Origin of the sequence: Singulisphaera photorubra (genome assembly GCF_045290345.1) — a bacterium.
Taxonomy (GTDB): domain Bacteria; phylum Planctomycetota; class Planctomycetia; order Isosphaerales; family Isosphaeraceae; genus Singulisphaera.
In genome coordinates, this window is sequence record NZ_CP155447.1 from 2,841,241 (window position 1) to 2,853,558 (window position 12,318).

General features: G+C 61.9%; 11 protein-coding genes. 3 read left to right on the forward strand and 8 right to left on the reverse strand.

Annotated features, from left to right (window positions below; all coding sequences use genetic code 11):
* Window positions 1-4: 4 nt before the first annotated feature.
* Both V5E97_RS11050 and V5E97_RS11055 read right to left on the reverse strand, forming a co-directional pair.
* Entirely contained in the window at window positions 5-1,399 is a 1,395-nt protein-coding gene (locus tag V5E97_RS11050; protein ID WP_406699376.1) for a DUF1501 domain-containing protein, read from the reverse strand.
* 447 nt (window positions 1,400-1,846) lie between these two features.
* Window positions 1,847-3,085 carry an anhydro-N-acetylmuramic acid kinase gene (locus V5E97_RS11055; RefSeq protein ID WP_406699377.1) on the reverse strand — a complete coding sequence of 413 codons (1,239 nt, stop codon included), beginning with the start codon at window positions 3,083-3,085 and terminating at the stop codon, window positions 1,847-1,849.
* Window positions 3,086-3,179: 94 nt separating this feature from the next.
* On the opposite strand from V5E97_RS11055, the gene V5E97_RS11060 reads away from it, so the two are divergent.
* Both V5E97_RS11060 and V5E97_RS11065 read left to right on the forward strand, forming a co-directional pair.
* The gene (locus V5E97_RS11060; protein ID WP_406699378.1) at window positions 3,180-4,304 is read left to right on the forward strand and encodes an RNA-guided endonuclease InsQ/TnpB family protein; all 1,125 of its coding nucleotides are present in this window, start codon (window positions 3,180-3,182) and stop codon (window positions 4,302-4,304) included.
* A gap of 564 nt (window positions 4,305-4,868) precedes the next feature.
* Window positions 4,869-5,759, forward strand: a complete 891-nt coding sequence (locus V5E97_RS11065) for a CAP domain-containing protein (protein WP_406699379.1) — start codon at window positions 4,869-4,871, stop codon at window positions 5,757-5,759.
* 93 nt (window positions 5,760-5,852) lie between these two features.
* Here V5E97_RS11065 and V5E97_RS11070 read toward each other — a convergent pair whose 3' ends face one another.
* Both V5E97_RS11070 and V5E97_RS11075 read right to left on the reverse strand, forming a co-directional pair.
* Window positions 5,853-6,983: an acyltransferase family protein gene (locus V5E97_RS11070; protein ID WP_406699380.1), complete on the reverse strand. Its 1,131-nt coding sequence runs from the start codon at window positions 6,981-6,983 to the stop codon at window positions 5,853-5,855.
* Window positions 6,984-7,141: 158 nt separating this feature from the next.
* The gene (locus tag V5E97_RS11075; protein WP_406699381.1) at window positions 7,142-7,360 is read right to left on the reverse strand and encodes a hypothetical protein; all 219 of its coding nucleotides are present in this window, start codon (window positions 7,358-7,360) and stop codon (window positions 7,142-7,144) included.
* Window positions 7,361-7,714: 354 nt separating this feature from the next.
* Between V5E97_RS11075 and V5E97_RS11080 the strand changes: the two genes are divergently transcribed.
* Window positions 7,715-8,701 (forward strand): aldo/keto reductase, encoded by a 987-nt coding sequence (locus tag V5E97_RS11080; RefSeq protein ID WP_406699382.1) that lies wholly within the window; start codon window positions 7,715-7,717, stop codon window positions 8,699-8,701.
* A 117-nt stretch (window positions 8,702-8,818) separates the two neighbouring features.
* Here the strand turns inward: V5E97_RS11080 and V5E97_RS11085 are convergent, their stop codons facing one another.
* The 4 genes from V5E97_RS11085 to V5E97_RS11100 form a co-directional block, all read right to left on the reverse strand.
* Window positions 8,819-9,241 carry a VOC family protein gene (locus tag V5E97_RS11085; RefSeq protein ID WP_406699383.1) on the reverse strand — a complete coding sequence of 141 codons (423 nt, stop codon included), beginning with the start codon at window positions 9,239-9,241 and terminating at the stop codon, window positions 8,819-8,821.
* Between the two features lie 68 nt (window positions 9,242-9,309).
* Window positions 9,310-9,711: a hypothetical protein gene (locus tag V5E97_RS11090; RefSeq protein ID WP_406699384.1), complete on the reverse strand. Its 402-nt coding sequence runs from the start codon at window positions 9,709-9,711 to the stop codon at window positions 9,310-9,312.
* A gap of 203 nt (window positions 9,712-9,914) precedes the next feature.
* Entirely contained in the window at window positions 9,915-10,742 is an 828-nt protein-coding gene (locus V5E97_RS11095; protein ID WP_406699385.1) for a DUF6597 domain-containing transcriptional factor, read from the reverse strand.
* A gap of 38 nt (window positions 10,743-10,780) precedes the next feature.
* Complete coding sequence (locus tag V5E97_RS11100) at window positions 10,781-11,899, reverse strand: GDSL-type esterase/lipase family protein (RefSeq protein ID WP_406699386.1); 1,119 nt, start codon at window positions 11,897-11,899, stop codon at window positions 10,781-10,783.
* Window positions 11,900-12,318: the final 419 nt, after the last annotated feature.

Here is a 12,318-nt window from a genome sequence, read left to right on the forward strand (position 1 = left end):
GCGATCAGAGCAAGGCGTGGATGGGATTGCCTTCTGCCAGGGTAAACGGGCGTTCTTGCTGGTCGTGGAGCAGGGTCTGCGGGTCGATACCGAGGGCGTGATAGAGCGTGGCGACGATCGCTTCGGGGAGGACGGGGTCGGACGCCGGATATGCGCCGATCTTGTCCGAGGCGCCGAAGACCTGGCCGCCGCGAATCCCGCCTCCCGCCATGACCACGCTGAAGCAGTAGGGCCAGTGGTCCCGTCCCCCCGCTTTGTTGAACCGGGGGGTCCGACCAAACTCGCCCATCATGATGACGAGCGTCTCATCGAGCCGCCCGCGGGCGTCGAGATCCTCGATCAAGGAAGCGAAGGCCGCGTCGGTCGGTGGAAGAAGCTTGGTCCGGGCCGATTCGAGGTGGTTGCTGTGGGTGTCGTAGCCAGCGCCGCCGGTCCCGCCATCGTGCCGGACCCAGTTGACGTGGACCAGGCGGACGCCCGCCTCGACCATCCGACGCGCGAGCAAGACCGATTGGCCAAAGACGTGGCGGCCGTAGCGGTCTCGCACCGAATCGGATTCGGCATGGATATTAAAGGCTTGCTGGGTGGCCGGCGAACCGAGCAGGTCGAACGCGCGGGCATAGTTGCCTTCGACATCGAGAGTCGCGAGCGAGCGATCGAAGTCGAAGGCCCGTGTTCCGACCAGCTCGCGCAGGGCGCGGCGGTCTTCGAGTCGATCGGCCGTCAAGTCCAAGGGCCTAGAGAGAACCCCGGGGGTGAAGTTGGGCAGGTTCGGATCGCTGTTGATGCGGTAGGGGTCGAAGGTGCCGCCGAGGAAGCCGGCATGCTGTCCCGCTCGCTCCGGGCCGTTGGGGGCCATGGCCTCGGGAACCATCACAAAAGGGGGGACCAGGGCCTGGCCACCGATCAGCTTGGCCACGGCCGATCCGGGATGGGGGCGGTCCGATCGGCTCATGAATGAGGCGTCGGGGACCGGGCGGGTGATCGGGCTGCCGACCATCATCCAGTAAGCCGCGGCCGGGTGGCCCGACTGGCGGTGGTGGACCGATCGGAGAATCGCGTATTTGTCTGCAAGACCTGCCATCCGCGGCAGATGTTCGCTGATCGCGATCCCAGGGACATTCGTGTCGATGGGCCGAAAAGTGCCGCGGACCTCCTCGGGCGCATCGGGTTTCAGGTCCCACATGTCCTGGTGGGCCGGCCCCCCTGACAAGAACAGGATGATGACCGACTTGGCCCGGCCTTTCGGGGCCGAGACGCCCGCCTGACTGGTCTTCTCCATCCGGAAAAGTTCGGGCAGCGTCAGCCCGCCGAGACCGATTCCGCCCAGCCTGATCGCCGTGCGGCGACTGATCGGGTTGGCGACCGGGTCAAAGGATCGCTCGACAAGCTTCGCCATTGGTCTGGCCTTTTTTTGAGGCGCCAAAGGATCGGACAGTCTGTCTTCGCGCACGTGGCCCACGGCTATTCTCTCACGCGCCGCGGGAAGTGCAAGCTTCCTACAGAAACTCAAGCAAAGCATGTCCGCATTCATCGCCCCAAAGTGGCGGAAGTTTGCCGATAGGCTTGTAGATTAAAAATAGCGGAACGCGAACATGTTGATGTTTGATTGGGGAATGTCGCGGCGGCTGTCAAGTGCCCATGTCTTGCTCTGACGGTCACACCTCCGGGTTGTAAAGCTTCGCCTAACCCGTTATGGATTTGTCAACGAATTACGATTGATTAGCGGTCAGAATTCGATGTTTCCCGTAGGGTGGGCACGGCTCACCATTCCTATCTCTTTGCCAAAACAGAAGTTAAGATGGTGGGCCGTGCCCGCCCTTCGGGAAGCCTCGGCCTGGATCTCCTACGGGAGAGTGATTGTGAGTGTGGCAGGGGAGGCGGAAGGGAACGACCACTTACCGAGGATCACGGGAGTTCGCGCCCCGGTGACGCTGGGCAGTGATGTGGGGTGGCCGAGAAGAGCCTCGTTTGCGAACAGGGCGAACGCCATCGCCTCTCGCGCGGAGGAGGAGACCCCGACCTCCTCGGAATCGCGTACCGGGACGGGACTCATGTTGGCTCTGATCCGCTCCATGAGGGCCGGATTTCGCGATCCCCCCCCGGCCACGATGATCTCGCCGACGGTGGGATCGGCCACGAAGTGCTCGAGGGCCATCGCGATGGATCGCGCCGTGAACTCCGTGAGCGTGGCCATCAGGTCGTGATCCCGACGTCCGTGAGCAACCGCGGCGCGCTCGAGGAACGCATCTCCATACATCTCGAACCCGGTTGACTTGGGCGGCCGTCGTTTGAGAAACGGGTCGGACTTGAGGAGATCCTCGAGCAGGACCGCGTTGACCGTCCCGCTCCGAGCGAGCCGGCCATCCAGGTCGCAGGTCAACTCGCCTCCGGAAAGCTGGAAGGCGAGGCGATCGAGGAGCGAATTGGCCGGTCCCGTATCAAAGCCGAAGACGTGGTTCGGGTCCGGGTCCAGGACCGTGACGTTGGCGATCCCGCCGAGATTGAGGATCACACGCCGTCGGTTCGTGGCGAGGCCTACTGGGTCGGCATAGAGAATCAGGTCGGAGTAGGGGGTCAATGGTGCCCCCTCGCCTCCGGCCGCGATGTCTCGGGCGCGGAAATCCGAGACGACACAGATTCCGGTCCGTTCCGCGATCTGATCACCGTCACCCACCTGCAAGGTCGCTCGGGGGACCCCCGGCATCGAGCTATGGTGGTAGAGCGTCTGACCGTGCGAGCCGATCAGGTCGATCTCCTCGGTCGTCAACTTCGCGGCCTGAATGGCATTCAAGCACGCCTCTGCGAAAAGTTCGCCAACTTGAACATGGAGTTCGGCGATCGTTCGCACGTCGAGCTTGGCCGCGCCGAAGACCAGACGCCTGACTGACGACGCATAAGGGTGTTCGTAATAACAGATCAGTTCCACCGTGGCCCCAGGGCTCCCGGGCATGGCAACGCCTCCGCCCCTGATCCGACAGATTGCGACGGAGATCGAGTCGGCGCTCGTGCCTGAGATCAGGCCCACCACAACCCGAGCGGGCTTCTCGCTGAGTGCGAGCAGTCTATGGATGATCGGACTCATCAAACCTCCTAGCGGCGGAAACCCTCGGATTTATCCGTAAGGGAGGAGCCGCGTGTTCTTGACTTAGGAAGGAAACCTTCCGGATAATGCACGCATGAACCTTACCCTTCGTTTGCGACTACTCCCGAACGGCACCCAAACCGCCAAGCTTTTGGCCGTGATGGAGCGGTTCAACGAGGCGGCCACGTTCGCCGCACAGGTCGCATTCGAGGCCAAGGTTTACTCTCAGCCCTCGATCCATAAGTTGGCCTACCGAGCGATCCGCGATCGGTTCGGCCTCTCGGCTCAACTTGCGGTCCGCGCCATCGGCAAGGCCGTTGAGACGTTCCGGCGGGATAAAACCGTTGGCCCCGTCTTCAAGTCTCGCGGCGCCGTAACCTACGACGAACGCATCCTGAGCTTCAAAGGCCTGGACAAGGTCAGCCTGACGACCTTGGACGGCCGCGAAGTCATCGCAATGGTGTTCGGCGAATACCAGGGCGCGCGGTTCGACCGGATCAAGGGCCAGGTCGATTTGGTCTATCACGCCGGACAATTCCACCTCTACGCGACAATCAAGGTCCCCGAAGATCCAGGCATCGAGATCAGAGGGTTCCTTGGCGTTGACCTTGGCATCGTTAACCTGGCCACCGACAGTGACGGCAACGTCTACACGGGCGAACCCGTCGAGAAGACCAGGCAGCGCAACCACGGGGCACGACGCTCGTTCCAAAAGACCGGCACCAAGTCGGCCAAGCGAAGACTGAAGAAGATCGCCAAGCGGGAAGCCCACTTCCGCCGCAACGAAAACCATGTGATCAGCAAGAGGCTCGTCGCCCTCGCCAAAGACACCGATCGCGGAATCGGGTTGGAAGACCTGAAGCACATCCGCGATCGGATCACGGTTCGAGCGAAGGACCGAGCGAAGCATTCTGGATGGGCTTTTGGCCAACTCCTGGCATTCGTGACCTACAAGGCAACTCTCGCAGGAGTCCCCGTTCTCACCGTGGACGCACGCAACACCAGCCGCACTTGCAACGTGTGCGGGGATTGCGAGAAGTCGAACCGAAAGAATCAGGCCGAGTTCCTTTGCAAGCACTGCGGTCACTCCGAAAACGCTGATCGAAACGCAGCCCGGAACATCCGGGATAGGGCCACTCTCAGATGGCCTGACTTAGCGGCAGGTGTTGATCCGAGGCTGAAACCCTCGGGGAATCTAGTTGCAAGCCCCCGGCTTTAGCCGTGGGGTATCTGACGGATTGCCTTTCGCGCCCCGCGGAAATTGGAGTCGATCGCACAAAGTGATCAATGAGCGACGTCCCCCACCTTGAACTCCGTTCCTTGCCCGATGCAAATCTTCAATGCAAGGGGGGGCAGTTCGGGTCGGCTGGGGATGTTCTACCCGTCCAGAATGATCGGCTGCCCCGGCCAAGACAACGGAAACTTGGGTTGACGAAAAGCCCTGACGATGCGATTCCACCACCTGCGGCCTCTCCGTTCCCTGTGCGGCGAACGGCCGTTATCAATTGCTTCAAAGACCTAGACTTACTGGTTTGCCACTGCGTGTTGATTTAAATCAACATGACGGGGTTGGTTTCGGGGCGTTGTAAGTGGTTGGAGCGAGGGGAGATCTGTCTCACGGAATGACTTTCGTGACGAATTAAACGATTATATGATGCGGTCGTGGGCCAAGAGGTCGTCAATGTGAGCTAGCGTTCTAGGAGGACGCAAACAGGCTTCGGCGTTTCTGGTTGCTGGCCCATCTCCGCCGCACTTCTGGCGATTCGACGTTGAGACTAACTTGATGACGCGATCTACGAAGACTCGGTATCAGCCGAAGTTGGAGAATCTTGACCGCCGCGATTTGCCCGCAGTATTCACGGGCATCACGGCGACTTTGGCAGACGGTGTTCTGAATGTGTCGGGATCGAACGCGAAAGACGTGATCCGCATCGACTTGAAGGGGCGGGCCGTTCGCGGTGAAGTTCGTGGCACGGTCATGGTTCAAGGTGCGGGACGTTTCCAAGCCGCTCAGATCGAGTCGATTGAGGTTGAGAAGTCGGAAGGCGATCGCGTGGTGATCCGGCGCGTGGGACGGTGGTCGCCACCGACGACGGTCACGGTTGCGGACACGAATGCGACCGCGACTCCCCCTCCGGCCCCCGTCAAGCCTCCCGTGTATGTGAAGCCTCCTGTCTATGTGCCTCCTCCGATCGTCACTCCTCCGGTCGTTGTCCCCCCGCCGGTCGTAGTGCCTCCTCCGACGACGCCGGGCACCCCCGCTCCGACGGGTGTGATCCTGGGGACGATGGAGCAGGAGATCGTGACCCTGACGAACCAGATGCGTGCTCAGAACGGGCTGGCACCGCTCACGGTCAACGCGCAACTGGTCACCATGGCCGAGATTGAGTCGGGCAACATGGTCCAGTTCAATATCATGGCGCATACGATTCCGCAAGCGGCCCAGCCTGATCTTCAGAGTCGACAGCGGTACGTCGGCTACCGCTTCTCCTGGCTGTCGGAGAACATCGCCTACAACTACTTCGACGCCTATTCGGTCGTCAACGGCTGGATGAGCTCGACGGGGCACCGCGCCAACATCCTCGATTCCCGCGTCACCGAGATTGGCGTTGCGGTTATCAAGGACAGTAAGGGCTCGCTCTATTTCACCCAGGTCTTCGGCGCCCCTGCCTGAGGACCCCGGTTGTCGGAGATTGAGATCGACGAAGCGGCCGAAGCCATTAAGCGGCTTCGGCCGCTTCGTTCATTGAGGGGCCGGGCGTCTTCGTCAGACCCGGAGGAAAATCCGGTTGCGATAGAGATAGAACAGGAACAGCCACTTCGCCGTCAGGACTCCGGCCGCCGCGAGGACGAGCCTGGCATTCACGGACACGTATGCCTCGGTCAGTCGATAGGTGCCGCCGAGGAAGAACGTGGTGAGATGCTCGAAGTCGATGAATCGGGGGGCGACGAAGATGGTGATGGCATTGGCGCCGATGACGACGAAGAAGAAGGCCCAGCGGCGGAACCGAAGCACGTCGATCACGGCGTAGAAGAGGGCAAGTAGGAGGAGGCTCAGCCCGCCGGCGACGAGCACGAAGGGGCTGGTCCAGAGGATCTTGTTGATCGGGAACCGCGTTCCCCACGCGACGCCGAGGATAAGGCTCAGCACTCCTGCCACGATCAGGCCGCCCACTTTCTGCCAGGGGCCGCGTGGCGAGCGAAGCCAGTAGCCCGCGAGCACGCCGAGCAGCGCCGTCCCCACGGCCGGGATGGTCGTGAGTAGCCCTTCGTTGTCGCCATAACCGTAATACGGCTTCATGATCTTGCCCGGCAGGAACTGGCGGTCGACCCAGCCGGCGAGATTGCCGGAGATCGAGTAGTCGCCCGCCGCCTGTCCCGGCGCGCCGACGTTGGCCAGCAAGGCCCAGTAACCGAGCAGGATTACCACCAGCAGGATCGCCACACCCCGCCTCGACAACCAGAGCGAAATCAAGGCAGCCAGCCCGTAGCAGAGCGCGATCCGCTGGAGGACTCCCGCGACCCGGAGATTTTCCCAATCGAACTTGAGCACGCCGTTGCAGAGCATCCCGAGCCCGAATAAGAGCAAGGTCCGGCGGGCGATTCGCCGGTACTCCGCTCCTCGGCCCTGCCCTTGAAGCTTGCCGAGTGAGAACGGCAGCACCGTGCCCACCAGAAACAGAAAGAGGGGGAAGATCAGGTCATTCAACCGGAAGCCGTGCCATTCGGCATGCTCGAGTTGCTCTTGCACGACCTTTCCGGCCGATGAATCCGACCACCTGGCCAGCGCTTTTGCAAGGCGTTCGCCGCCAATGATCCAGAACATGTCGAAGCCGCGCGCGTCGATGGAAAGGAGCCGTTCGGAAGGCTTGGGCGCTGCGATCGAATCAGATTCCATAAGTTGGGGTCTCGGCGGTCAAGGAACGATCGGGGAAGCCATCCGCGACCTGGCCATTCACGGATTTCCCGACTGCGGTTGATGGTACCCCAGCCCCTGGGGCCCCGGCAATTCCTGGAGGTCGGCTTCACACCGACGAAACCACCACGAGCACAGATTCAGGTACGGGCCCGGTACGCGATCGCGATCGCGATCGTGATCGCATCGAGCGAGCCGAGCCCGAGTCCATGGCCCTCCGGTGAGAGGACCGCGTTCCTCAGTCGATCGAACCCGTTCCTCGGAATCCAGGGGGATCGGGTGTAACCCCGAGCTTCGCCACGCGGCTGAACGTCTTGTCCACGCGAGAGAGCGGAGCGGCGGTTGTCGGTCGAGGACATGGATAGATCAAATCTAAATAGATAAATGCGGTGAATTCAGAACTAGAGGGCCGATGATTCTTGCGGTTTCCGCATCGGGTTGGTTTGCAGTCGCACGGCCGGGCAGTAAATTCATGCTGTCGGCGGCGGCGACGACTTTGCTCGCCCACGTCGTCGGGAATCGAGCCGTCACGCGTAGGGGGCATCTGGGAAATCCGGTATAAGTAGGGAAAAGGCGGATCGGGGCGGCAGTCGGCCCGGCGATCATCCCCGAGCGCTCGACCGATCCTCGGCCTGGTCGCCGTGCGCAATCGGCGTCAGTCCGACTCGGCGTGCGGTCGGTTCGATTATCAATCTGGATAAGTGGATAATTTTATGGAATACGTGAACCTGGGGAAAACCGGACTCAAGGTTTCCCGGCTCTGCCTTGGGTGCATGAGCTATGGTGTTCCCGAACGCGGCGCACACCCCTGGACGCTCGATGAGGCAAAGAGCCGGCCCTTGATTGAGCGTGCCCTCGAAGCGGGGATCAACTTATTCGACACCTCCAACTCGTATTCCGACGGGACGAGCGAGGAGATCATCGGCCGCGTCCTTGGCGACCTCGCCCGCCGGGATGAGATTGTGATCGCCACGAAGGTCTATTACCGGGCGAGAACGGGACCGAACGGCCGTGGTCTTTCCCGAAAGGCGATCTTCACGGAGATCGACGCGAGTCTGCAACGGCTCGGGACGGACTATGTCGATCTCTATCAAATCCATCGATGGGACGAGGAGACCCCGATTGAGGAGACCCTCGAGGCGCTTCACGACGTGGTCAAGGCTGGCAAGGCTCGGTACATCGGCGCCTCGTCAATGCACGCCTGGCAGTTCAGCAAGGCGCTCTACCTGGCTGATCTCCACGGCTGGACCCGCTTCGTCTCGATGCAGGACCACTACAACCTGCTCTACCGCGAAGAGGAGCGGGAGATGATCCCGCTCTGCCGCGACCAGGGGATCGGTCTGTTGCCCTGGAGTCCGCTGGCCCGCGGGAGATTGGCTCGCCCCTGGGACCAGAAGGGGAGCACGGAACGAGCCGAGACCGACGCGTTCGGCAAAACCCTCTATGCGAAGACCGAGGAGGCCGACCGAGCGGTCGTGGACCGCCTTGGCGAAGTCGCCGAAGCGCGAGGGCTTTCCCGGGCACAACTGGCCCTGGCCTGGCTGCTGAGCAAGCCCGGAGTCACGTCGCCGATCATCGGGGCCACGAAGCCTCAGCACCTGGAGGACGCGATCGGTGCCCTCGCGGTATCGCTTACTCCCGAGGAGATCGCCCGCCTCGAGGAACTCTACGTGCCCCATCCCGTGCTGGGGTTCTCGTGATGTGCCCTTGGATTGATTGAGAGTCTTCCCGTTGCCCGGCCGCTGGAATGCTGCCAACGGCCGGGCCGGTCGGCTGGAACTCACGGAATGGGCTTGGCTGGCTGCATGAGGCCAGGGTTACTTGAGGCTCACTCCACCGTCGGCGTTGATGCCCCAGCCGGGGTTCCAGGCGATCTCCCAGGGATGCCCGTCGGGATCGGCGAAGTAGCCGGAATAGCCTCCCCAGGAGGTTTCTGATGCCTCTTTGAGGATGGTCGCCCCGGCGGAGGCGGCTTCGAGAAGGACGGCGTCCACTTCCTCGCGGCTCCGGAGGTTCTGAGCCAGCGCCGGCGATCCCACACCAAATTTTTCCAAGGGCAGGCCCGCGTCCGCGGCGAGGTCAGTCCTGGAGAAGAGTGCGAAGACCGTTCCCAGCATCTGGAAGAAGACCACTTCGTCGGACGCGAAGCCTGCCCGCCACCCAAGTCCCTCCTCGTAGAACCGACGTGCCCGTGCCAGGTCCGAGACGCCAAGCGTGATCAGGCTGACTCTCTGCTCCATCGTAATCTCTCCTCTGATTTTGAGTCTGTCGCAAGGACACCGGGTTGATAGCCTGGGCGGGCCCGGGGTCAAGTAAGGTCGGAATCGGCGTTCGACAGAGGGCTGGCCTTGCTTCTCTGACGCAAAAACAGGCCGACGACATAAAGCCCAAGTGCCATGATCACAAGCGGAAAGACGCAACCGCCCAGCTCCCCCCACAGGCTCCCATGCTTCTGTGGAGCCGTGGCCACGATCATCCCCATGAAGAACGCTGCAAGGCCGTCCCTGCGTCGGCTTGCTGCGCGATACGTCAGCCAGAGGAGGAGGCCGCCGAACGCCCCAAATGAGGCGAGAACCGCAGATCGGGGGAAAGTCTCCCCCTGTCTGACCATCAGCGATACGGTTCCGACGACCCAACACAGAGGCATCATCAGGAGTGCCGGTCCCCAAAACTGAGTTCGGGGGTTGAGGGGCGTCGGGATGACTTTCACGTTCCCTGCTCCTCACGAGGCTTGGCTGACTGCTCCGCCTGACCCCGTAGCAGTTGTACGCCATTGTATCGGATGCTCGCCGTTCACGCCGGGTGGCCCGGAACGGGTTGCAACACGCGGTGTGATCGCTCCAGTCTCTCTCTTCTTGAATGATTTCCTGTTCTCGTTGGTGAACCCGCCCCGAGCTGATCGTTTCCGACCGGTCAGTCGAAGTGGATCATAGGGGACTCGGTGCTCGCCGTCTTGAAGAAATCGGCCATGGCGAGGGTGCTTTCCGAGTTGGGGAGGACGGAAGTCGGCGTGCCTTCGGAGAGTTCGCGTACATCGCGGCTCATGTGCGCTTGATCGGCGTATCCCGCCTTGAACGCCAGGGCCGCCAGGTCGAGTCGAGGAGAAGGTTCATTGTGGGCGAGATCGAGAAGTCGTTGGAAGCGGAGAATGCGCTGAAGGGTTTTGGGGCTGTATCCGACCGCGTCGTGAAATCGACGATGCAACTGGCGGCTGCTGATGCCGATCGCCCGGCTCAGTTCTGAGATTCGTCCGCAGGGTTTCTGAGCGATCCAGGCCACCGCCCTGATGATGACGTTGTCGGCCGGCCCCGCGCGGTCGAGCCGGTCGAGCAGGGTCGACTCGAACTGTCTGATTCTGGTGCGGGTCGTCTGCCGTTCGGCGATCTGGTCGGAGAGCCGAATTGCCGACGGCCCCCAGAGATCGGCCAGGGGGACCTGGCGATCGCGCATGAGCCTGGCGGGGGCTCCGAGCAGCACCGGGGCCAACCCTGGTCGAAACCGGACACCGATCAGGGTCGAACATGGGGGGACGGGGGCCACGAACGCTCGTGTCGCCGGCCCGACGACGAGCGGAGGGGTCTCCTCGGTCCAGATGACGTCGGTGCAACCGTCGGGCAAGACGCGCTGATGATAATCCTGCTCTCCCTCGCCGGTTTGCTGAGTCCACGTGCAGACCACAAACCGGGCGAGCGGAGCAGCCGGCGCGAATTCCTGGTACTTGGACGTTGGATATTTGCTCATTCGTATACGCAAGTTCTGGCGTGGCCGACGCCCCGACGTCACTTCTTGCGGATCTCGAATCGCCAACGGGTCGTCCCGACCTGCTCGAGGCCGGTTCCTTGCCAGACTTGCTCCGCGAGTGACTGCCAGGGGGCCGTGAGAGTGGCATCCAGGAGCAGGGAGTTGAGGTTGACCCCGCGACCGAGTGCGTCAGCCTCAACCGTGCCGATCGCTTGCCCTTCGCAGGTCAACTGGTACTTGCCGGGAGCGAGCCCCGTGACCTTGAGCATGTATCGTGAGCGTGCTTCCATCGGCACGTGCTTGCGCGGGGGAAGCAGGTCGGGGGGGAGGATGGGCAGGACCTTGTCGGCCCGAGTGAACGCGAGAAGGCCGTCGCTGGAGCTCACATCGAGAAGCTGGCAGTTGGCGGTTGCCGTCACGTGGCCATCGGCCTTGATCGTCGCCGCGCTCTCGACGGCGGGGGGAGCGAGGAGGTCGTAGAGCAGGTAGCCCCAGCCGATATAGGCGGGGGTGGTCAAATGGATCTTATCCTTGAGCATGCTGTACGTGGGGTCATCCTTTTGCGACTCCGTTTGCATGACGGCCAGAGGATGATGAGTGTCGACCACGACCCAGCCTTTTTTCTGGCCATGGGAAATCATCGTTTCGGCATATTTTTGGCGTTTTGCCGCCGGAGCCTCGCCCGATTTACGGACATCGGCGGCCTGAGGGGTGATGATCACCACCCTCGCTCCCGTTTGTTCGACCTTCGCGACGCATTTCTCCATGTTCTCAAGGAACTTGGGGACGCCCGCGTCGCCGCCGCCGGCATCGTTGCCGCCGTAGTTGAAGAACACGAGCGTTGGCTTGAACTCACCGAGCCATTCGTCAAGATGTTCGAGACCGGTCGCAAACGTTCCGCTGCCCGTCGTGAACTTTTTGAATTGAAGGGATAATTCTGGGTGCCTGGTGTGCAGGAGGAATTCCAACGTCTGCGGCCAGACGCCGATCTTGGTCGAGGAACTGCCGATCCAGGCGACCCGATCGCCGTTGCGGAACGGGAACGTCGAGCTCGGAGACTTTGCCTGGGCGTGGGCCAGAAGGAGGTAGGGGAGAACCAACAAGATGCTGGACCGTACGATCCATGATGGGGAACGCCGGCACGCTTGACGCAACATTGGGTGAACTCCGCGGATTGAATGGGCGAGTTTAGGCCCGAGCGCCAGCACTCTGAGCAATGAGGCTGTGACCGAACCCGAGTGGGAAGCGGAAGAAAAATGGCGCCGATCACTCTTCGATCGGCCGGGGCAAGGTGAACACTCGAATCAAGAAGCGTAACGAGGAGAGTCTCGTCGGGGAATGCCCGAGCGAGCCGCCCGTGGAAAAAAAACCTTTGGATCGAGTGGTCATTTCGACCCGCTTGTGGCGTTCATGGGCCACGGGCTACCATATTCTCGCCCCGTTCGCATTCCTTTCCGCGGGGAGCGCCGGCCCGACTGGACCCGCTTGTCGCTCTAAAAAAGAGGGGTAGGGGCAATCCTCCTTTCGGATATCGCGTGGGCGAATCCGCTCACTTGAGTCGTCGGCTCGGTGCACC